Source organism: Conexibacter sp. W3-3-2 (assembly GCF_009707605.1).
Lineage (GTDB): Bacteria > Actinomycetota > Thermoleophilia > Solirubrobacterales > Solirubrobacteraceae > Paraconexibacter > Paraconexibacter algicola.
Window position 1 is genome coordinate 4,196,848 of the sequence record NZ_WLYW01000001.1, and the last position, 20,478, is coordinate 4,217,325.

Here is a 20,478-nt window from a genome sequence, read left to right on the forward strand (position 1 = left end):
GAGCCCCGACCCAGAATCGACGGAGGACCATGGCTTCGAAGAGAAAGGCCGCCAAGCAGGCGGCGAAGGCAGCGCCGGTGACGGTCGCCGAGGCCGTCGAGGCCGTGAAGGACAACGCCTACGTGCAGCGCGTCGCCACCGACGACGAGCTCCGCGACAACGCCCGGGTCGCCTTCGAGGCCGCCCGTGACGCGTACGACCGCGTCAGCAAGGCGAAGAAGGGCAAGGTCACGAAGACCCTCACCGGCGACAAGCAGCTGCACCACTCCCTCCAGGAGGCGGCGGCGGCGCTCAAGGACGTCGGCAGCGCGCTGAAGGAGCCCGCGCCGGTCCAGAAGGGCAAGGCGAAGGTCGCCAAGGCGAAGAAGCAGGGTGGCGGCGGGCGAAAGCTCGTGGTCCTGCTCGTCGGCGCCGGCCTCGCGCTCGCGCTCTCCAGCGACCTGCGCGACAAGGTGCTCGACCTGCTGTTCGGCGCCGAGGAGGAGTTCGACTACACCTCCTCGACCGCGCCGTCCACGCCCGCGCCGTCGCCCGCCGCGGCGTAGCGCCGGCCGACACGACCGACTCGTCCGACGGGCGCCCTCCGGGGCGCCCGTCCTCGTGTGGGCCTAGGCTTGTCGGTGATGCCGACGCCCGCCACGCCCCGAGCCATCGACGGAGAGAAGGCGCAGCGCATCGTCGAGGCCATGCGGCGCAGCGTGGCCCAGCGCGGCGTCGCCGGGTCGACGTTCGACCACGTCGCGGGGGAGGCGGGGGTCAGCCGTGGGCTGCTGCACTACTACTTCGGCACCAAGGAGGCGCTCCTCGCCGAGGTGGTGCGGCGCGAGTGCGACCTGCGGATGACGTTGCTCGAGGCGCAGCTCCAGGGCGCGGGGAGCCCGGACGACTTCGTCGAGCTCCTGCGGCTGACGCTGCAGCAGCTCCACGACGAGGACCCGGACTTCGTGGCGCTGCTGTTCGAGCTGTTCACGATGGCCCGCCGCAACGACGAGCTGGCCGAGGGCTTCCGCGCGGTGCTGCAGCGCACGCGCGAGCACGTCGCCGCCGTGCTGCAGGCCAAGCACGACGAGGGCGTGCTGACGATCCACGCGCCGGCGGAGGCGATCGTGGACGTGATCTTCGCGGTCGGCGACGGGCTGGCGCTGCGGATGCTGTCCGAGCCCGAGCGGGACTTCGGGGCGTCGATCGGCGCGGCCGCGCAGGCCGTCCGGTCGCTCATCGCGGCACCCTGATCCCGACGGACCCGCATCCTGTGTGATGCGTCTCACACGGGTGCGATCCCGGAGGCGGCACAGTCCCGCGCAGTCCTGACTGGCCAGCCAGCCAGGACGCTGCTCCGCTCCTCAGCGCACCCTCGGAAGGACGACCGCCATGCAGGCCTTCATGCTCCGCCTCGACGCCGCCGTCCACCGGCACCGGCGCGCGGTCCTCGCGCTCTGGGCGATCGCGCTGGTCGCCGCCGTCCCGTTCGCGCTGCGGCAGTCCGAGAACCTCACCGGCGGCGGCTTCGCCGTCCCGGGATCGCAGTCCCGCGCCGTCGAGGAGGCGCTCGCCCGCGACCTGCCGCAGGCCGGGCACGCCACGCTCGCCGCGGTCCTCGCGCCGCAGCCCGGCGCCACCCGCGCGCAGGGCCGCGCCGCGCTGGACCGCGTCGACCGCGCCGCCGCCACCGTCGCGGACGTCTCGCTCGCCCCGGCCGCGCGCGCCGCCGCGCTACGCCGCATCGACGCCGCCCCCGGCCGGCCGCTGCTCGTCCCCCTGGCGGCGACCGTCGACGACCTCGAGTCCTCCGACGTCGCCGCCGACCTCCGCGACGAGCTCGGCCTCGCCGACGAGCGCGCGGGGGAGCCCGTCCGCGTCGGCCTCGTCGGTCAGGGCGCCCTCTGGGCCGGACTGCAGGACGTCTCCAAGGAGGGCCTCGAGAAGGCCGAGGCCACCGGCTTCCCGATCGTCCTGCTGATCCTGCTCGTCGTCTTCGGCTCGCTCGCCGCCGCGACGCTGCCGCTCGCGCTCGGCGTGTTCAGCGTGCTCATCACCGGTGGCCTGATCTACGGGATCTCGCTGCAGCTCCAGATGAGCGTGTTCGTCACGAACATGGCCTCGATGATCGGCATCGGCGTCGCCGTCGACTACTCGCTGTTCGTCCTCGCGCGCTACCGCGAGGAGGTCCGCGGCGGCGCGACGCCCGAGGCCGCGCGCGCCACCGCGATGGCCACCTCCGGGATCGCGGTCCTGTTCTCCGGCCTGACCGTGATCGTCTCGCTGGCGGGCCTCTACATGGTCGACACGACCGCGATCCGCTCGATGGCCCTCGGGGCGATCCTCGTCGTCGCCGTCTCGATGCTCGCCTCGGCGACGCTGCTCCCCGCGCTCATCGGCGCGCTCGGCCGCCGCGCCTACGCGCGTGGCCGCCTGTTCACCGCCGCCCCGCTCGTGCTGCGCTCGTGGCGGCGCCGGGCGCCCGGCTCCACGCACCCCGACGCGCCGGCCCCGGTCCCGTTCTGGGAGCGCTGGACCGCGCGCGTGACCCGCCGGCCCGTGCTGTCGCTCGTCGCCGCCACCGGCGTGCTGCTCGCCCTCGCGGTCCCGGCGCTCTCGCTGCAGACCGGCAACGGCGCGCTGCGCCAGTTCCCCGACGGCGACCCGACCCGGGCGGCGTTCGAGGTCGCCGCGTCGCTCTCGAGCCCGGGGGCCAGCGCCCCGGTCCGCGTGCTCACCCGGTTCGAGCAGGGCACCGCCCGCGACCCGCAGAACGCCGCGCTGGTGCGCCGCGCCGCCGCGACACTGCGCGAGGACCCGCGCGTCGCCGCCGTCGCCGACCCGCTGTCCACCCGCGACGGGCGCGGCGTGCTGCTCGTCGCCACCCCGCGGGCCGACGGGGAGTCCGAGACGACCAAGGGGCTCGTCGAGGACCTCCGGCGCGAGCTGCCCGCCGTCGCCCGGACCGCGGACGTGCAGGTCGGCGGGACCACCGCGGCGCTCGTGGACTTCCGCGACGAGGTCTCCTCGTCGATGTGGAAGGTCGTCCTCTTCGTCCTCGGCCTCAGCTACCTCGTGCTGATGGTGCTGCTGCGCTCGGTGCTGCTGCCGCTGAAGGCGGTGATCGCCAACCTGCTCAGCGTCGGTGCCGCGTACGGCGTCCTCGTCGCGGTCTTCCAGTGGGGCTGGGTCGACGGGTTCCTCGGCTTCCAGAGCCCCGGGTACATCGACACGATCACGCCGCCGCTGATCCTCGCGGTCGTCTTCGGCCTCTCGATGGACTACGAGGTGTTCCTGCTCAGCCGCATCCGCGAGCGCTTCGACGCCACCGGGGACACCCGCCGCGCGGTCGCCGAGGGCATCGCCACCAGCGCCCGGACGATCACCAGCGCGGCGCTGATCATGGTCGCCGTGTTCCTCGTGTTCGTCGGCACCGGCGTCCCCTCGATCACGCAGCTCGGCCTCGGCAACGCGGTCGCCATCGCGGTCGACGCGACGCTCGTGCGGCTCGTGCTCGTGCCCGCCGTCATGGAGCTGCTCGGCCGCTGGAGCTGGTGGCTGCCGCGGCCGCTGGACCGGCTGCTGCCCGCCGTCGACATGGAGCAGCTGCACGTCCCGGCCGAGGCGCAGACCCCGCTCGGGGCGCGGCGCGTGGGCGAGGAGGACCGCGAGCCCGCCGGGGTCGCGTAGCTGCGCCGCCGCGCGCAGGTAGCGTTCGGCGGGTGCCACTGTCCGCCGCCCTCGTCGACCGCTACGCCACCTTGCTCGCGGCGCCCGACGCCCCGCCCCAGTGGCAGGCGTCCGCGCCCGCGGCGGGGTCGCTGCTGCGGCTGGCCGACGACCTGCTGGGGCTCGGGCCGTGGCGCGAGCCGCCGGCCGTGGCGCTCGACGCGGGCTGCGGCGACGGCTCGCCGCTCCTGGGGCTCGTGCTGCTCGGCGTCGGGGCCGGGGTCGGCGTCGACCTCGATCCGCAGCGCGTCGGCCACGGTCGCGCGGGCCTCGCGAGCCTGCCGTCCGAGCTGGCCGCGCGGATCGACCTGCAGGTCGGGGACGTCGGCGCGCTGCCCGTGGCCGACGGGTCGGTCGATCTGCTGCTGTCGCTGGAGGGCGTCGGCGTCTACCTCGACCTCGACGCGTTCCTGCGCGAGGCCGCGCGCGTCGTGCGCCCGGGCGGGGCGGTGGTGATCTCCGAGCTGAACAACGCGCGCAACCCGCGACTGCGGCAGAGCACCCACGACCTGTGGGAGGCCTACGAGCAGGGCCCGGTGCCCGTGGACCTGCACGGGCACCGGATCGAGACGAGCTACCGCGACCGTCGGGCCGCGCTCGTCGCCGAGCTGCTCCCCGACACCGACCCGGCGACCGTCGACCGCCTCGCCGCGGCGACCACCGGCCTGCAGGCCGACGCGATCCGGGCGGCGTGCGCCGCCCACGCGGCCGACGGCACGGTGCCCCCGGGCGCCTACCGGCGCGGCACGATGCCGATCGCCCCCGACGGCATGGTCGTCGAGCGGCCGGTCGACCCGCTGGAGCTCGTCGCCCGGCTCGGGGAGCTCGGGTTCGCCGCGCGTGCCCGCGGCTACTGGGGTGGCGCCGGCGGCGGGCGCGCCGTGCGGACCGCGAACGCGGTGCTCGCCGCGGGCGGACGACTGACCCTCGGGCGCGCCCCGAGCTTCCGCGTCGTCGGCGTGCGTCGCTAGACCGTCGCGCGCAGCCGGTCGAGCCGCTCGCCCGCGGCACGCCAGGCTGCGTGGCCGGGGTCGATCACCTCGCGGTGCCCGCCGGTGGCGGGCTCGAGCAGCTCGACGTCCGCTCCCGCCGCGCGAGCCGCGGTGACGTACTCGCGGGAGCGCGCGACCGGCACGGTCGCGTCGGCGACCGGGTGCACGATCGTCACCGGCACCCCGAGCGGGAGCCGGCGCATCGGGTCGGCCTGGGCGAAGTGGTCGGGCACGTCCTGCACCGTCCCGCCGAGCACCGCGGCCGCCGGGGCGCCCGCGCGGACCATGTCGGTCACGGGAGAGAGCGCGACGACGTGCGCGACCGTGAGCGCCGGGTCGGCGCCGACCGCCCCGACCGGCAGCCCGGCCCGCCCGCCGATCCACAGCGCCAGCTGGCCGCCGGCGCTGTGCCCCACCACGACGACCCGGGAGAGGTCCAGGCGCTCGTCCGCGAGCCGGGTCAGGTGGTCGACCATCGCGGCGACGTCGGTGAACGTCGTCGGCCAGCCGCCGCGGCCGCCCCGCCCGATCCGGCCGTACTCGATGTTCCAGGTCGCCCAGCCGCGCCGGCGCAGGTCCGCGCACAGCGGCCGCATGATGAGGCTCCCGTACTGGGTGCGCCAGTAGCCGCCGTGGACGACGATCGCCACCGGGTGCGGTCCGGGACCGGTCGGCACGAGCAGCTCGGCCCGCCCGTCCTTGTGGTCGGCGATGCGGCGGCGCTGCGGGTGCTGCAGCAGCGCGTGGCGGACGACCTGCGTGGTGATCGACACGACGGGCCCGGTCGGCGCGGCGGCTCAGCCGAGCTTCGGCGTCGTCCACGGCGCCGCGAGCCGGCCCGCCAGCAGCGCCGGGAGGTCGTCGATGGCGACGCGCTCCTGCTCCAGCGAGTCGCGGTCGCGCAGCGTGACGGTGCGGTCCTCGAGCGTCTGGTGGTCGACGGTGACGCACCAGGGGGTGCCGATCTCGTCCTGACGGCGGTAGCGCTTGCCGATCGAGCCGCCCTCGTCGTACTCGGCCTGCATCTGGCCGCGGAGCGTGGTGAAGATCTCGCGGGCGAGCTCGGGCTGGCCGTCCTTCTTCACCAGCGGGCAGACCGCGACCTTCACGGGCGCCAGGCGCGGATGGAGCTTCAGGACGGTGCGCACGTCGCCCTCGGCGACCTCCTCCTCCTCGTAGGCGTCGACGAGGAACGCGAGCGTCGCGCGGTCGGCGCCGGCCGCCGGCTCGATCACGTGCGGGACGTAGCGCTCCTTGGTCTGCGGGTCGAAGTACTCGAGCTTCTCGCCGGAGTGCGAGGCGTGCTGGGTGAGGTCGAAGCTGCCGCGGTTGGCGATGCCCTCGAGCTCCTTCCAGCCGATCGGGAAGAGGTACTCGACGTCCGCGGTGCCGGAGGAGTAGTGGGAGAGCTCGTCGGCGTCGTGGTCGCGCATCCGCAGGTGGTCGGGGCGGATGCCGAGCTTCACGTACCAGTCGAACCGTGCGTCGCGCCACTCCTGGTAGAAGCGATCGACCTCGTCCGGCGGGCAGAAGAACTCCATCTCCATCTGCTCGAACTCGCGCGTGCGGAAGATGAAGTTGCCGGGGGTGATCTCATTGCGGAACGACTTGCCGACCTGGGCGATGCCGAACGGCGGCTTCTTGCGCGCGAACTGCAGGACGTTCTTGAAGTTGATGAAGATGCCCTGCGCGGTCTCGGGCCGCAGGTAGGCGACCGAGCCCGAGTCCTTGACCGGGCCGACCGTCGTCTCGAACATGAGGTTGAAGTCGCGCGCCTCGGTGAGGTCGCACTCGCCGCCCTCGCCGGGCAGCTTCGACGGCTTGCGCGGGCACGCCAGCGACGCGTCGCGCTCCTCGATGTGGTCGGCGCGGAAGCGGCCCTTGCAGACGCGGCAGTCGACCATCGGGTCGCTGAAGCCCGCGAGGTGGCCGCTGGCCTCCCACACCTTGGGGTGCTGGAGGATCGCGCTGTCGAGCGCCACGACGTCGTCGCGCTCCTGCAGCATCGCGCGCCACCACTCGTTCTTGACGTTGGTCTTCAGCAGGACGCCGTAGTGGCCGTAGTCGTAGGTCGAGCCGACGCCACCGTAGATCTCCGAGGAGGCGAAGATGAAGCCGCGGCGCTTGCACAGCGCCACGATCTTGTCCATGGTCACGACGTCCTCGGCGGGCATGACCGCAGGGTATTCGCCGCGCGTCGCCGTCGTCGCCCGCCGTCGGCTGGCACTCTCGGGTCGAGAGTGCCAGTAACCGCCGGCCGGGCGTGACATACTTCCTCTCGATATGCCGATCTACGAGTACCGCCGCCCCGACGGGTCCACGTTCGAGGTGATCCAGAAGTTCAGCGACGACGCGCTGACCAAGGATCCGGAGACCGGCGTCCCCGTCGAGCGCGTCCTCCACGCGCCGGCCATCCACTTCAAGGGCAAGGGCTTCCACAACACCGACTACGGCACGCGGCGCCGCAACCGCGAGCTGGAGAAGTCGGCGGAGAAGGGGGCCGACGACCACACGGGCAAGATGCAGGACAAGCGCGAGGCGAAGGCCAAGGAGTCCAAGCCCGCCGCCGAGAAGAAGTCCTCGTCGTCGTCCTCGAAGTCCGAGGGCAAGAAGAAGCCGAAGGCCGCGTAGCGCGCCGCGCGCGACACGCACCGTCCGTCGAGGGGCTTCGGGAGACCGGGGCCCCTCGTCGTTCGCGGCGGCTCAGCCGCCGAGGAACCGCTCGACGGCGCGGCGCTTGGCCTCGTCGTTGACGACGAGGCCGGCGCCCCCGTCGGGCAGCGTCTCGGCGCCGGTGGGCTTGAGGATCCGGGTGGGCGGCGAGCCGCCGGCGACCGTCGCGGCCGCGAAGCCCATCAGCGTCGGGCCGCTCATGTCGGTCACCAGCGCGCTCGGGGCCTTCCACGCGATCCACGGCAGCCGCACGAACCCGGTCGGGGAGAGGACGCGGGAGCGCATCGCCTGCGTGATCTTCTGCTGGCGCGACGCGCGCGTGAGGTCCGACTCCTTGGGGTTGCAGTCGTTCTTGCGCGTCCGCGCCAGCGCGAGGGCCTGCTTGCCGTCGATCGTCGTCTTGCCGGCCCGCAGCCGCAGCGTGTAGCCGCCGTTGCGGAAGCCGCCGTTGATGCGGCTGACGACGCAGCCGCCGCGGTAGACGACGCCGCCCATGGCGTCGATGAGCTCCGGGAAGTTCTCGAAGCTCACCTCGATCACGTGGTTGACCTCGATCCCGAGGAACGACTCGATCGTCTCCGCCATCTTCCCGGCGCCGCCGATCGCGTAGGCCGCGTTGATCTTCTGGCGCCCTGCGCCGGGGATGTCGACGACGGTGTCGCGCGGGATGCTCAGGCGCGCGGCCTTCCCGCCGCCGAAGCGCATCAGGACGATCGAGTCCGCGCGCGACGGGCCGCTCGTGGAGCCGCCGGGCTCCTTCGTGTCGGCGCTGCGCTTGTCCGAGCCGAGCACGAGCACGTTCGTGGCCCCGAACGGCGGCACGCCCCCGCCACCGAGGACCGCGTCGGCGCCGTCGTCGACGCCACCGCCGTGGATGGTGGCGCTGACGACGAACAGCACGACCGACAGGGCCACCCACGCGACCGCGGCGAGCAGCAGCCGCCAGGCGATCCGTCCGGGGAGAGGCGCCGTCCGCCGCGGCGGCGGCGTCCGGGCAGGCCGGGCAGCCCGCGACGCGGCCCGTCCGGCGCCGGGCCCGGCTCGCCACTGCGCACGGCAGGTCCCGGGTCGAGCCGGTCGAGGAACCGCGGGCGGGCGCGGAACACGGGGTAGTCGGGCGGACCCTGCTGCGGGTCGCGCGGGCGGGGATCTCTCGGCGTGCGCTGCCGGGGGCGGTCGTGGGGATCGTCCATCCGCGGGATATGGTGGCTCAGATGCCCGTCGGCCGCCTCGTCGTCTGTCCCACGCCCATCGGGAACCTCGAGGACGTGACGCTGCGCGTGCTCAGCGCCCTGCGGGACGCGCACGTCGTCGCGTGCGAGGACACGCGCCGCACGCGCGTGCTCCTGGACCGCTACGGGGTCGACGCGCAGCTCGTCAGCTATCACGAGCACAACGAGCAGTCCCGGGCCGCGGAGCTGGTGCGCCGGATGGCCGACGGCGAGACCGTGGCGCTGTGCTCCGACGCGGGGATGCCGCTGGTCTCCGATCCCGGCTTCGTGCTCGTCCAGGCGTGCGTCGGGGCCGGGCTCGCCGTCGAGGTCCTGCCGGGGCCGTCCGCGGCGCTCGCGGCGCTGGTGGCGAGCGCGCTGCCCGCCGAGACGTGGCGGTTCGTCGGCTTCCTGCCGCGCAAGAAGGGGGAGCAGACCGCGCTCTTCGCGGCGACCGAGACGCTCGTCGGGTTCGAGTCCCCGCGACGGGTCGGCGCGACCCTCGCGGTGCTCGCCGCGGTCGACCCGGACCGCCCCGTCGCGGTCTGCCGGGAGCTGACGAAGGTCCACGAGGAGGTCGTGCGCGGAACCGCCGGGGAGCTCGCGGCGCGCTACGCGGACGCGGAGGTCAAGGGGGAGGTCGTCCTCGTCGTCGGCGGGGCGCCCCCGGTCGACGGCGACCTCCAGGCCGGCGTGCGCGCGCTGCGCGAGCTCGTCGCCGCCGGGGCGAAGGCCCGGCCCGCCGCCGCGGTCGTCGCGGAGCTGACGGGCACGAGCGCCAACGCGCTCTACGCCGCGCTCACGGCGCGCTGAGGCCGCTCGCGGGGAGCTGCTCGCGCAGCCGCCGGACCTCCGCCTCGATCTGGCGCTGCGCGCGGGCGACCTCGTCCTCGATGTCCTGCTGGATCGTCGAGATCTCCGAGTTGATCTCGCGGTCGACCTCGTCGGCGGTCGCGGCGAGCAGGGCGGTGACCGAGCCGACGGTCGCGACCGCCCCGAGCGCGATCGCGACGACGATCGCCGCCGTGTTGGAGCGGCGGTGGAACGAGCGGCGGCAGAACGGGCAGTCGCGCGCGGTCGTCTGCGAGACGGTCGAGCAGTGCGGGCAGACCCGCTGCGGCTGCGGCGGGGCGCCGGGGGGGCCCGGAACGGGAGGGAGATCGGTCGCCATCGTCGGGCGAGCCTAGGTGGCGGGCCGTCACGTCCGCGTCAGTCCGAGGGGGGAGAGTCCGCGCCGGTGCGCCCTAGTGGGAGCGATGCCGCGCCGCCCGCCCACCGCGACCGCCGCTCCCCGTCCCCGGGTGCTCCGGCGATCGGGGCCGATCGCGTTCCTCAGCGCGCTGGTCCTGCTCTCGCCGGTCCCCACCGCCCGGGCCGGAGTCGGCTGGCGCCTGCCCGTCGACGAGCCCCGGCTCGTCGGCGGGTTCCGGGTGACGCCGGGCGCCCCCTACGCCGCGGGCCAGCGGCGCGGCATCGACCTGCTCGCGCGACCCGGCACGGCGGTCCGCGCCGCGTGCACGGGGCGCGTCACGTTCGCGGGGCCGCTGCCCGGCCGCGGCGCCGGCCACGGCGTCTCCGTCCGCTGCGGTCGCCTGGTGGCGACCCACCTCGGGCTCCGGTCGCTCGCGGTGCGCCGCGGGGGCACCGTCGCCCGGGGCGCCGTGCTGGGCCGGGTCACCGCGCGCGGCGTCGTGCGCCTGGGCGCCCGCCGGGCGGCCGACCGCGACGGGTACCTCGACCCGCTCGCGCTGCTGGAGCGCGCGGCGCCCGCGGCACCGGTGGCGCCGGGCCCGCCCGCCGCCGTCCGCGCCCCCGGGCGCCCCGCCGCGCCCGGGCGGCCCGCCGGCCCCAGGGGTCGACCCGTCCGTCCGCCCGTCCGCGCGCTGGTCCGGCCCGCCGTCCGTCCGGCGCCCGCGACGGTCCCGGCCGTCGTCTGGGGCGGGTTGGCGCTCGCAGCGGCCGCGGTGCCGGTCGGCGCGCTGGCCCAGCGGCGGCGCCGTCGCCGCGACGCGGCCACCCGCGCGCGGGCGCTCGCCGCGGGCTGAGCCCGGTCGCGTAGCCTGCCGGGGAGGATGTCCTTCTACGTCACCACCCCGATCTACTACGTCAACGCGGCCCCGCACCTGGGTCACGCGTACACCACGATCGCGGCCGACGTCATGGCGCGCCACCACCGCCAGCGCGCCGAGGACGTGTTCTTCCTCACCGGCACCGACGAGCACGGCGAGCCCGTCGCCCTCGCCGCCGAGGCGGCCGGCCGGACCCCGAAGGAGCACGCCGACCTCAACGCCGCGCACTTCGAGGCGCTGACCCCGCGGCTCAACGCGACGAACGACTTCTTCATCCGCACCTCCGACCCGCGCCACGTGCGCGCCGTCCAGGACGTCCTGCAGCGCGTCAAGGACAACGGCTACGTCTACGAGGGCGAGTACGAGGGCTGGTACTGCCCTCGCTGCGCCGACTTCAAGAACGACACCGAGATCGCCGATGGCAACCGCTGCCCGATCCACGAGATCGAGCTGACGCGCGAGAAGGAGACCAACTGGTTCTTCGCGCTCAGCCGCTTCCAGGAGCAGCTCGAGGAGCTGTTCGCGGAGCGCGAGGACTTCGTGCTGCCGACGAGCCGCCGCAACGAGGCGCTCGCGTTCATCCGCAGCGGCCTGCACGACGTGTCGCTCAGCCGCAGCACGCTCACCTGGGGCGTGCCGGTCCCTTGGGACCCCGAGCAGGTCTTCTACGTCTGGTTCGACGCGCTCCTGAACTACGTGACCGCGCTGCAGTTCGCCGACCCCGGCCAGGACCTGACCGAGCGCTTCTGGCCCGCCGACGTGCACATCGTCGGCAAGGACATCCTGAAGTTCCACACCGTCTACTGGCCCGCGCTGCTGCTGGCCGCCGGCCTGCCGGTCCCGCGGCGCGTCTTCGTCCACGGGTTCCTCCTGGGCAGCGACGGCCGCAAGATGAGCAAGTCGCTGGGCAACGGCCTGGACCCGTTCGAGGTCATGGACCTCTACGGCGTCGACGCGCTGCGCTACTACCTCCTGCGCGACGTCGCGTTCGGCGCCGACGGCTCCGTGTCGATGGACGGCGTCAAGGCCCGCTTCGAGGGCGAGCTCGCCAACGAGTTCGGCAACCTCGCCAGCCGCACGATCGCGATGGTCCTGAAGTACCGCGACGGGGCGGTCCCCGGCGTCGACGTCGATCCCGCGCTGCTCGACGCGTTCGCGTCGCTGCCGCAGACCGTCGCCGACCGCGTCGACGCGCTCGAGCTCACGCCCGCGCTCGACGCGATCTGGGAGCTCGTGAAGCGCCTGAACCGCTACGTCGAGGAGACCACGCCCTGGGTGCTCGCCAAGGACGAGGCCCGCGCCGGCGAGCTCGACACCGCGCTCGCGTCGCTCGTCGCCGGCGTCCGGTCGCTCGCCGTGCTGCTGCACCCGTGGCTGCCCGAGGCGACCGAGAAGCTCCGCGGCGCCCTCGGCGCCCCGTCGACCGCCTACGCCGACGCCGCGCTCGTCGCCGGCCGCGTCACCCAGGTCGAGAAGCTCGCCCCGCTCTTCCCGAAGCAGTGATCGACTCCCACACGCACCTCGACTCCTGCGCGCCGCCCAACGCGGAGCTCGTGCAGGCCGCGCGCGACGCGGGCATCACGCGGATCCTCACCGTCGGCATGGACGAGGAGACCAACCGCGCCGCGCTGCGCGCCGCCGAGGAGTTCCCCGAGGTGTGGGCCGCGGTCGGCCGCCACCCCAACGCCGCCGAGGGCTTCGACGAGGCCGCCTTCGAGGACCTGGTGGAGCTCGCGCGGCACCCGCGCTGCGCGGCGATCGGCGAGACCGGCCTCGACGACTACCGGGAGTACGCGCCCCGCGCCGACCAGGAGCGCGCCTTCGTCGCGCAGATGGAGCTCGCGCACGAGGTCGACAAGCCGCTGGTCATCCACACCCGCGCCGCCGAGGACGACACGATCCGGATGCTGCGCGCCCACGCGGGCGGGCTCGACGTCGTCCTCCACTGCTTCTCGATGCCCGACCGCTGGGAGGAGTGCGCCGCCGAGGGCTGGTGGTTCAGCTTCGCGGGCAACGTCACCTACCCGAAGGCGCTCGACCTCGCGCACGCCGCCGCGCGGGTCCCCGCCGACCGCCTGCTGGTGGAGACCGACGCCCCGTACCTGTCCCCGCAGGCCGTGCGCAAGCACCGCAACCGGCCCGACCACGTCGTCCACACCGCCCGGTTCGTCGCCGAGTGCCGCGGCGTGTCCTACGAGGAGCTCGACGCCCTCGTCACCGCCAACGCCGCCACCCTGTTCCGCTGGTGACCGACGCGCTCCCCGCCCAGCCGACGCTGCGACGCGTCAAGGCGTTCGGCATCCGTCCCAAGCGGGACCTCGGCCAGAACTTCCTGATCGACTCGAACATCCTCGGGGTCATCGAGCGGGCCGCCGAGCTCACCGGCGACGACGTCGTGCTGGAGGTCGGCGGGGGCGTCGGCGTCCTCACCGAGCACCTCGCGCCGCTCGTCGCGCACACGCACGTCGTCGAGCTCGACCGCTCCCTGGAGCCCGCGCTGCGCGACGCGCTCGCCCCGTACGAGGACCGCAGCACCCTGCACCTCGCGGACGCCATGGCACTCGACCTCGTCGCGCTGGATCCCGCCCCGACGAAGGTCGTCGCGAACCTCCCCGTACGGGATCGCGGCCGGCGCGATCCTGCGGACGATCGAGGACCTCCCGCACGTCACGCGCTGGGTCGCGATGGTGCAGAAGGAGGTGGGGGAGCGGTTCGCCGCCGGCGCGGGCACGCCCGCCTACGGCGTCCCGAGCGTGCTCGCGCAGCTGGCCTGCGACGTGCGCGTGCACCGGGCGGTCGCCCGCACCGTCTTCTATCCCGTGCCGAACGTCGACAGCGTCCTCGTGCTGCTGGAGCGCACCGGGCCGGCCCCGGCGCGCGGCCTGCGCGAGCTGGTCCAGCGCGGCTTCGCGCACCGGCGCAAGACGCTCGTGAAGTCCGTGTCGATGGCCGGCGGCCTGCCGGCGGGGGCGTCGGCCGACGGCGATCCGCGCGAGCGGCTGCGCGCGGCGGTCGTCGCGCTGGGTCACCCCGCCGACGTGCGTGCCGAGCGGCTCGCGCCCGCCGAGTTCCGCGCGCTCTGGGAGGCGCTGACGTGAGCCGCGGCCTGCAGACGATCGCGCCGTCGAAGGTCAACGTCTGCCTGCTGCTCGGCCCGACCCGCGCGGACGGCCGGCACGAGCTCGTCACCGTCTTCCAGGCGCTCGACCTCGCCGACGACGTCCACCTGCTCGAGACGCTCGACGTCCGCGACGACGAGGTCGTCTGCGACCCGCCCGTCGAGGGGGAGAACCTGGCGCTGCGCGCGATCCGGGCGTTCCGTGCGGCGACCGGCTGGAACGGCCCGCCGGTCCGCGTGACGATCACCAAGCGCATCCCCGTCGCGGGCGGGATGGCCGGGGGCTCCTCCGACGCCGCCGCCACCCTGCGGCTGCTCGCCACGCACGCCGCACCGCACCTCGGTCGCACCGGGCGGACCGTCCCGGACGCCGACGACCTGCGCGCGATCGCCGCGACGCTCGGGGCGGACGTCCCGGCGCTCGTGGAGCCGGGCCGCTGGCTCGGGACCGCGGCGGGCGAGCGCGTCGAGCGCCTCCCGCTGCTGGCCGACGGCCGCACCGCCTACGTCGTCGTGACCAGCCCCACCGGTCTGTCGACCCCGGACGTCTTCCGCGAGGCCGACCGCCTGGGCCTGCCGCGCAGCAGCTCGCAGCTCGCGCTCGGTGGCCGTGACGTGCGCGCCCGCGCCGGCGACCTGCCGCGGGTCCTGTGCGTCAACGAGCTCGAGCCCGCCGCCCTGTCGCTGCGCCCCGACCTGCGCGACACGCTCGCCGCGCTGCGCGCCGTCGGCGCCGAGGTCGCGATGGTCAGCGGCAGCGGCCCGACCTGCGTCGGCCTGTACGACAACCCGGCGCGCGCCCGCCAGGCCGCGCCCGTGCTCGCCGAGCGGTTCGGGGCGGAGCACGTCCGGCTGGCCGGGGCGCTCCCGCGCGAGCAGGTCGCCGCGCTCGAGCTGCCGCGGGTGGCCGGCGCGTGAAGCCGGCGTTCTTCGTCGGGGCGGCGGCCGCCGCCACCCTCGCGTGGGTGCGCCGCCGCCACCTCGAGCCGCCGCTGCTCGTCGGGCTGGCGATCATCGCCATCGGCAGCGCCGTCTACGGGACCGGGCTGATCCACCCGCCCGACCTCGAGCAGCTGCTCGAGGACCTCGGTGAGCGCCTGGGGAAGTGGACCTACCTCGTCGTCGGGCTCCTCGCGTTCCTGGAGACCGGCGCGTTCGTCGGCCTGCTCGCCCCCGGCGAGACCGCGATCATGGTCGGCGGCCTCGTCGCCGGGCAGGGCCGGATCGACATCGTCACGCTGATCGCGATCGTCTGGACGGCCGCGATCGCCGGGGACGTCACGAGCTTCTTCATCGGCCGCAAGCTCGGACGCGACTTCCTCGTCAAGCACGGCCCGCGCGTGCAGATCACCCCGGCCCGCCTGGAGCAGGTCGAGGGCTTCTTCGAGCGTCACGGCGGCAAGGCGGTCCTGATCGGGCGCTTCGTCGGGCTCGTCCGCGCGGTCGCGCCGTTCCTGGCCGGGTCCTCGGGGATGAGCCTCAAGCGGTTCCTGCCCTACGACGTGATCGGCGCCGGGATCTGGGCCGCGACCTTCTCGATCCTCGGCTACGTCTTCTGGCAGTCCTTCGACCAGCTCGTGAGCGCCGCCAAGCAGGGGGCGTTCGCGCTCGGCACGACGATCACGGTCATCGTGGGCGTGGTCGTCGCGTACCGCTGGCTGAAGGTCGAGGCCAACCGCGCGCGGCTGCGTGCGTTCGTGCACGAGCAGGAGCGCCGGCCCGTCGTCGGTCCGGTCGTGCGGCTCGCCGTCCGGGCGTGGCACCGGGTCCGCGGCCCCGTCCGCTTCCTCTGGGACCGCGTCACCCCTGGCCAGCTGGGGCTCGAGCTCACGACGCTGCTCGCGATCACGGTCGTCGGCGTCTTCAACCTCGTCGGCCCGCTGCTGACGCTCGGCGACGACCGCGCGCTCGTCGCGGGGGACGCCCGCAGCTTCGAGATCGCCGAGAACCTGCGTCGCGCCTGGCTCGACGACGCCGCGATGATCGTCAGCGACGTCGGGCAGCTCGCGGTGACCGGGACGCTCCTGGTCGTCGTGGCGCTCGTGCTGCTGGCGCGGCGGCGGGTCGTCGACGCGGTGGTGCTGCTCAGCGGGATGGCGGCCACGGTGCTCGTCGTGAACGTCGTCAAGGACGCCCAGGAGCGGGCGCGGCCGCTCGGGGCGCTCGTCGACACCGGCGACTCGTTCGCGTACCCGAGCGGGCACGCCGCGTACGGGGTCGCGTTCGTCGCGATCGCGGTCGCGGTCTCCCGGGCGCTCCCGGGCGTCGTGTCGCGGGCGGCGCTCGTGGCGGTCTCCGTGGTGCTGGCGGCCGCGGTCGCCCTGTCGCGGGTCTACCTGCGCGCCCACTACCTCAGCGACGTGCTCGGCGGGGTGGGCACGGCGCTCGCCTGCTTCGGCCTCTGCGGCATGGTCGGGCTCGTCGTCGCCTTCGTGCGGCAGAATGGGCGGACCCCATGAGCAACGAGGCGGTCACCTATCTCGTCGGCGGCATCTGCGGCGTCTTCGCGCTCGCCGCGTACGTCGGCCTGATCCTGGTCCCGGCGTGGGGGTCGTACACCCGCACGTGGGAGCGCATCGCGGCGTCGTTCCTGTCCCTCTACGTGCTGGCGGCCTTCGTGCTCGTCGGGCTCGGCGGCGGGGCGGCGATCGTCTACTTCTGGGACCGCATCAGCACCTGATGGCGCTGACGTCGTCCCGCCGACGTGCAACCCGCACGCCTGCGCGTCGTACTCTTCACCGCTGATGTCGACGCCGCCCGACACCGAGGCCCCCGAGGGACTCGACCTCTCCGCCCTGGACGCGGTGACCGACGCGGTCGAATCCGGCGCCGGGCTGCCCGAGGTCGTCCGTGCCGCCGCCCGGGCGCTCGGGGCGAGCCTCGTCCTCGCCGACCGCGCCGGTGCGACGCTCGCGGTCGCGGCCCGCTCGACCGCGGACGAGCGCGCCCTGGTGGCCGGGGCGTCGGGGGTCGAGATCGTCGACCTGCGCGTCGCGGACGAGGCCGTCGGCACGCTGCGCCTGCGCGTGCGCGGCAGCGAGGACCCGATGCGCCCCGCGGTCGTGCGGCTGGTGACGACGCTGATCGCCGGCGAGGTCGAGCGCCTGCGCGCACCCGAGCGCGCCTCCCAGGAGGCCGCGAGCCTGTTCCTGCGCGACGTCCTGGACCGCACGCTCACCGAGCCGGACGAGATCAGCGAGCGCGCCGCCGAGCTGGGCGTCGATCTGGTCGCGGGCGCCACCGTGCTCGTGGCCCGGGCGCGCCCGCACGTCACGACCGAGGACGGCTGGCGCGCCCGCGTGCTGGCGATCGCCGAGCGCGGCGCGCGCGCCGTCAGCGCCGGGACGCTCGCCGCCCTGAACGAGGCGCGCGACGCCCCCGGGGCGGAGGTCGTCCTGCTGCTGCCGGGACTCGAGGAGGCGGACGCCCAGCGGGCCGCCGACGGGGTCCTGCGGGAGCTGCAGGCGTCGCTGCAGGGCCACAGCTTCGCGGTCGGGCGCAGCCGTCCGGCGGTCGAGCCGGGAGACCTGCACCGGGCGGGCAGCGAGGCGCTGCTGGCGGCCAACGTCGCGGAGGGCGGCGAGCAGCCGCTGCTGGCGTTCGAGGAGACCGGCGCCTACCGGCTGCTGCTGAGCGCGATGAGCGAGGACCCGGCCGAGCTGCAGCGCTTCTACGCCGAGACCGTCGAGCCGCTGGTGGCCTACGACGAGCAGTACGAGACCGACCTGGTGCAGACGGTCGAGGCGTTCCTCGAGGCCGACGGCAACGTCGCGGGGACCGCGCAGCGGCTGTTCACGCACCGCCACACGATCCGGTACCGGCTCGAGCGGGTGCGGGACCTGTCGGGCCTGGACGTCGGCTCCACCGACGGGCGCGAGAAGCTCTCGCTCGGCCTGAAGGCGATGCGCGTGCTGGGCATCGCGCACCGTGGCGGGCCGGCCAGCGAGGCCGGCAGCAGCGGGGGTCGGGTCCCGCGGCGCGGCGCCTGAACGTCCACCTTTAGACCGCAGACGCGCCAGCTTCAACACGCCGTCGTACAGCGTGTCCGATGTCGACGCGACCGACCGGAAAGCGGTCGCTCCTGCGTGACGGCCATCACTCAAGGCACGGCGCCGCTCACCCGATGCCCGGACGGATGGACGCCGCGCCACCACCCCGGTCCCGTCGCGACGCAGCGCTGATGCTCCTCGGCGCGCTCTGCGCCCTGGGACTCATCGCCTCGAGCCTCGCCTCGCTGAACACGCACGCGCTGGTCTTCCGCGACTGGCCGATGGGCGGGGTCTCGCAGCCGCGCACGGCGGTCATCCCGGACGCCCCGGCGGTCCCGCTGCCCGAGACGGCGAGCGCGCTGGCGGTCTCGACCCCGCCGCGCGGGACCGTCCCCGCAACGGCGACGTCGCCGGGCGACCCCGCGGACGACGCGGAGCTCGCCACCGTGCGCCTGGGCGTCTCGTCCGGACTCGGGTCCGGGGCGGTCTCGGTCGGTGCCGCCGGCCCGGCGATCGCCTCCCGGCGCGACACCGACGGCGACGGCATCACCGACGAGGACGAGCGGCTCCTCGGCACGGACCCGCGGGCCACCGACTCCGACAGCGACGGCACCCCGGACGGCTGGGAGCAGGAGAACGGCCTCGACCCGCTCCAGGCGGCCGACGCGCTCCAGGACGGGGACGGGGACGGGCTCGTCAACGCGGTGGAGTTCCAGGCGCAGTCCCGGCCCGGCGAGCGCGACAGCAACGCCGACGGCCGGCTCGACGGCGCCGACGACGCGGACGGCGACGGGGTCCCGAACCTCGTCGAGCAGGCGCTCGACAGCGACGTCGCCAAGGGGGACAGCAACGACGACGGGGTCCCGGACGGCGCCGACGACCCCGACCGCGACGGGACCAGCACCGCCGACGAGCTCGCGGCCGGCACGAACCCGGCGGTGCCCGACACCCCCGCGGAGCCGACGCCCGAGCCGACGCCCACGCCCGAGCCGACGCCGACGCCCGAGCCGACGCCCACCCCGGAGCCGACGCCCTCACCCGAGCCCACCCCGGGTGACACGGTCGACGGCGCCACCGTGCCCACGCCCGAGCCGACCCCGACCCCCGAGCCGACCCCGACCCCCGAGCCGACGGCCAGCCCGGAGTCGGAACCGACCGCGCAGCCCGATCCCGCGGCGTCCGCGCCGGTCGACGCGACGCCCGGGCAGCCCACGCCGCCCGTCCCGCTGCCCGAGCCGTCCGCCGCCGCCGTCCCGACCCCGGTCGTGCCGCCGCACGAGGTGCCTGCGCCCGACGCCCCGTAGCATCCGCGCACATGCGGATCGGGATCATCACGGGGTCGGGCACCTACGCCCTGGCCGATCAGGAACGCGAGCCGACCGAGGTCGCCACCCCGTTCGGTCCCGCCCAGGTCACCGTCGGCGCCTTCGCGGGGGCCGAGGTCCTGCACATCGCCCGCCACGGCGACGGCCACGCGCGGCTCTCCAGCGGCGTCACCCACCAGGCCAACCTCTGGGCCCTGCGCGAGCTCGGCGCCCAGGCGATCCTCGGCGTCACCGTCTGCGGAGCGACCGACCTCACCGTGCCGCTCGGCTCGCTGATCGTCTTCGACGACCTGCACTTCCTCGCCAACCGGCTGCCCGACGGCTCCCTCTGCACGCTGCACACCGAGCCCGGTCAGCCGGGGCGCGGCCACTGGATCTTCGACGGGCCCTTCCACCCCGAGCTCCGCACGATCCTGCTCGACGCGGCCCGCGAGGTCGGTCACGAGGTCCGGGACGGCGGCTGCTACGGCCACGTCGACGGCCCCCGCTTCAACACGCGCACCGAGATCCGCCAGCTGCAGCAGGCCGGGGTCACCGCCGTCTCGCAGACCGCCGGGCCGGAGACGACGCTCGCCGGCGAGGCGAAGATCCCGTACGCGCTGCTCGGCTACGCGACCGACTACGCCAACGGCGTCGCGCCGGACCCGACGCCGGTGGAGGAGCTGATCCGGCTGGTGGGGGAGAGCAGCGGCACGTTCGGGCGCACGCTCGCCGCCGCCGTGCCGCGGCTGCTCGCCCACGGCGCGCCCGCCCAGAACGGGACGCACTTCGAGTGGGACTGACCGCGTGAGCGGCGTCGCCGCCGTCGTCCTCTACGCGCTCGCGGCGCCCCGCGACCGCGGCCTCGACGACCTGCTCGGCGCCCCCGGGGCGACGGCCCTGCGCGAGGAGCTCGCGCTCGGCGCACGGCGCTGGGCGAGCCGCGTCTCGCCCGACGTCGCGTTCGAGGCGACGACGATCGGCGCCGCCAGCATGGCGCTGCACGACCACGACGGCCCGGTGCTGCTCGTCGCGCCGGACGTCCCGCGCCTCGACGAGGCCCTCGCCCGCGCGGCGCTCGCCGACCTCGAGGACGGCGCGCTCGTCGTGATGGCGCCGACCGCCGACGGGACCCCGTACCTCGTCGGGGTCCCGCGCGCCGATCCGGAGCTGCTCGACCGTGTCGGCGCGCCGTTCGAGGGGTTCGCCGACGACCCCGCGCTGCGCGACGCGGGAGTCGGCATGCTGCGCAGCGAACGGCGCCTCGTCACCCCCGACGACGCCCGCGCGTACGCGGCCGATCCGTGCGCGCACGAGGACCTCCTGCGCCATCTGCAACCGCTGCTTCAGTTTCCGGGGTCGGCCGCCGATAGGTGAGGCAGCCCGGTCCGGTCGCCTCCCGGCACCGCCCCTC

21 protein-coding genes and 1 pseudogene are annotated in these 20,478 nt (G+C 75.1%); 18 read left to right on the top strand and 4 right to left on the bottom strand.

Translation table 11 applies throughout. From position 1 onward, the window contains the following. Positions 1-29: 29 nt before the first annotated feature. From GKE82_RS20130 to GKE82_RS27345, 4 genes are all read left to right on the top strand, one after another. The gene (locus tag GKE82_RS20130) at positions 30-545 is read left to right on the top strand and encodes a hypothetical protein (protein ID WP_146175337.1); all 516 of its coding nucleotides are present in this window, start codon (positions 30-32) and stop codon (positions 543-545) included. A gap of 78 nt (positions 546-623) precedes the next feature. Then, on the top strand, positions 624-1,232 hold the full coding sequence (locus GKE82_RS20135) for a TetR/AcrR family transcriptional regulator (protein WP_107568817.1): 609 nt from the start codon (positions 624-626) through the stop codon (positions 1,230-1,232). 139 nt (positions 1,233-1,371) lie between these two features. Next, positions 1,372-3,669 (top strand): MMPL family transporter, encoded by a 2,298-nt coding sequence (locus GKE82_RS20140; RefSeq protein ID WP_154734548.1) that lies wholly within the window; start codon positions 1,372-1,374, stop codon positions 3,667-3,669. Positions 3,670-3,701: 32 nt separating this feature from the next. Continuing rightward, on the top strand, positions 3,702-4,679 hold the full coding sequence (locus GKE82_RS27345) for a class I SAM-dependent methyltransferase (RefSeq protein ID WP_196189357.1): 978 nt from the start codon (positions 3,702-3,704) through the stop codon (positions 4,677-4,679). On the opposite strand, the gene GKE82_RS29100 is transcribed toward GKE82_RS27345, so the two are convergent. Continuing rightward, positions 4,676-5,473, bottom strand: a complete 798-nt coding sequence (locus GKE82_RS29100) for a S9 family peptidase (protein ID WP_154734550.1) — start codon at positions 5,471-5,473, stop codon at positions 4,676-4,678. The two genes, GKE82_RS27345 and GKE82_RS29100, sit on opposite strands and share 4 nt — an antisense overlap. Positions 5,474-5,497: 24 nt before the next feature. After that, positions 5,498-6,874 carry a glycine--tRNA ligase gene (locus tag GKE82_RS20155; protein WP_230316239.1) on the bottom strand — a complete coding sequence of 459 codons (1,377 nt, stop codon included), beginning with the start codon at positions 6,872-6,874 and terminating at the stop codon, positions 5,498-5,500. A gap of 109 nt (positions 6,875-6,983) precedes the next feature. Here GKE82_RS20155 and GKE82_RS20160 point away from each other — a divergent pair, with 109 nt between their 5' ends. Continuing rightward, complete coding sequence (locus GKE82_RS20160; protein WP_107568820.1) at positions 6,984-7,331, top strand: FmdB family zinc ribbon protein; 348 nt, start codon at positions 6,984-6,986, stop codon at positions 7,329-7,331. Positions 7,332-7,403: 72 nt separating this feature from the next. Here GKE82_RS20160 and GKE82_RS20165 read toward each other — a convergent pair whose 3' ends face one another. Further along, on the bottom strand, positions 7,404-8,288 hold the full coding sequence (locus tag GKE82_RS20165) for an LCP family protein (RefSeq protein WP_154734551.1): 885 nt from the start codon (positions 8,286-8,288) through the stop codon (positions 7,404-7,406). Positions 8,289-8,587: 299 nt separating this feature from the next. On the opposite strand from GKE82_RS20165, the gene rsmI reads away from it, so the two are divergent. Further along, positions 8,588-9,397 carry a 16S rRNA (cytidine(1402)-2'-O)-methyltransferase gene (gene rsmI / locus GKE82_RS20170; protein ID WP_154734552.1) on the top strand — a complete coding sequence of 270 codons (810 nt, stop codon included), beginning with the start codon at positions 8,588-8,590 and terminating at the stop codon, positions 9,395-9,397. On the opposite strand, the gene GKE82_RS20175 is transcribed toward rsmI, so the two are convergent. After that, positions 9,384-9,755 carry a hypothetical protein gene (locus GKE82_RS20175; RefSeq protein WP_154734553.1) on the bottom strand — a complete coding sequence of 124 codons (372 nt, stop codon included), beginning with the start codon at positions 9,753-9,755 and terminating at the stop codon, positions 9,384-9,386. The two genes, rsmI and GKE82_RS20175, sit on opposite strands and share 14 nt — an antisense overlap. Before the next feature lie 130 nt (positions 9,756-9,885). Here GKE82_RS20175 and GKE82_RS20180 point away from each other — a divergent pair, with 130 nt between their 5' ends. The 12 genes and pseudogenes from GKE82_RS20180 to GKE82_RS20230 all read left to right on the top strand — a co-directional run bounded on the left by GKE82_RS20180 (position 9,886) and on the right by GKE82_RS20230 (position 20,441). Then, positions 9,886-10,629, top strand: coding sequence for a M23 family metallopeptidase (locus GKE82_RS20180; RefSeq protein ID WP_196189358.1), 744 nt, complete (start codon positions 9,886-9,888; stop codon positions 10,627-10,629). Positions 10,630-10,656: 27 nt separating this feature from the next. Further along, complete coding sequence (gene metG, locus GKE82_RS20185; RefSeq protein WP_154734555.1) at positions 10,657-12,156, top strand: methionine--tRNA ligase; 1,500 nt, start codon at positions 10,657-10,659, stop codon at positions 12,154-12,156. Continuing rightward, positions 12,153-12,902: a TatD family hydrolase gene (locus tag GKE82_RS20190; RefSeq protein WP_309233725.1), complete on the top strand. Its 750-nt coding sequence runs from the start codon at positions 12,153-12,155 to the stop codon at positions 12,900-12,902. The genes metG and GKE82_RS20190 overlap by 4 nt, the downstream gene beginning before the upstream one ends. Continuing rightward, positions 12,899-13,204 (top strand): annotated as a pseudogene (locus GKE82_RS30095) (rRNA adenine N-6-methyltransferase family protein); the annotation flags it as partial. The gene GKE82_RS20190 and the pseudogene GKE82_RS30095, both read left to right, overlap by 4 nt. A gap of 97 nt (positions 13,205-13,301) precedes the next feature. Beyond that, the gene (locus tag GKE82_RS30100; protein WP_309233825.1) at positions 13,302-13,751 is read left to right on the top strand and encodes an rRNA adenine N-6-methyltransferase family protein; all 450 of its coding nucleotides are present in this window, start codon (positions 13,302-13,304) and stop codon (positions 13,749-13,751) included. After that, positions 13,748-14,689 (top strand): 4-(cytidine 5'-diphospho)-2-C-methyl-D-erythritol kinase, encoded by a 942-nt coding sequence (locus GKE82_RS20200; protein WP_154734556.1) that lies wholly within the window; start codon positions 13,748-13,750, stop codon positions 14,687-14,689. The genes GKE82_RS30100 and GKE82_RS20200 overlap by 4 nt, the downstream gene beginning before the upstream one ends. Then, the gene (locus tag GKE82_RS20205; protein WP_154734557.1) at positions 14,686-16,230 is read left to right on the top strand and encodes a VTT domain-containing protein; all 1,545 of its coding nucleotides are present in this window, start codon (positions 14,686-14,688) and stop codon (positions 16,228-16,230) included. The genes GKE82_RS20200 and GKE82_RS20205 overlap by 4 nt, the downstream gene beginning before the upstream one ends. Beyond that, positions 16,227-16,451, top strand: coding sequence for a hypothetical protein (locus GKE82_RS20210; RefSeq protein ID WP_107568830.1), 225 nt, complete (start codon positions 16,227-16,229; stop codon positions 16,449-16,451). The genes GKE82_RS20205 and GKE82_RS20210 overlap by 4 nt, the downstream gene beginning before the upstream one ends. A gap of 64 nt (positions 16,452-16,515) precedes the next feature. Beyond that, positions 16,516-17,760: a CdaR family transcriptional regulator gene (locus GKE82_RS20215; RefSeq protein WP_107568831.1), complete on the top strand. Its 1,245-nt coding sequence runs from the start codon at positions 16,516-16,518 to the stop codon at positions 17,758-17,760. Between the two features lie 191 nt (positions 17,761-17,951). Continuing rightward, entirely contained in the window at positions 17,952-19,064 is a 1,113-nt protein-coding gene (locus GKE82_RS30415) for a thrombospondin type 3 repeat-containing protein (RefSeq protein WP_154734558.1), read from the top strand. A gap of 11 nt (positions 19,065-19,075) precedes the next feature. After that, positions 19,076-19,867, top strand: coding sequence for an MTAP family purine nucleoside phosphorylase (locus GKE82_RS20225; protein ID WP_154734559.1), 792 nt, complete (start codon positions 19,076-19,078; stop codon positions 19,865-19,867). A gap of 4 nt (positions 19,868-19,871) precedes the next feature. Beyond that, positions 19,872-20,441: a DUF2064 domain-containing protein gene (locus tag GKE82_RS20230; protein WP_154734560.1), complete on the top strand. Its 570-nt coding sequence runs from the start codon at positions 19,872-19,874 to the stop codon at positions 20,439-20,441. The last annotated feature ends 37 nt before the right edge of the window (positions 20,442-20,478 follow it).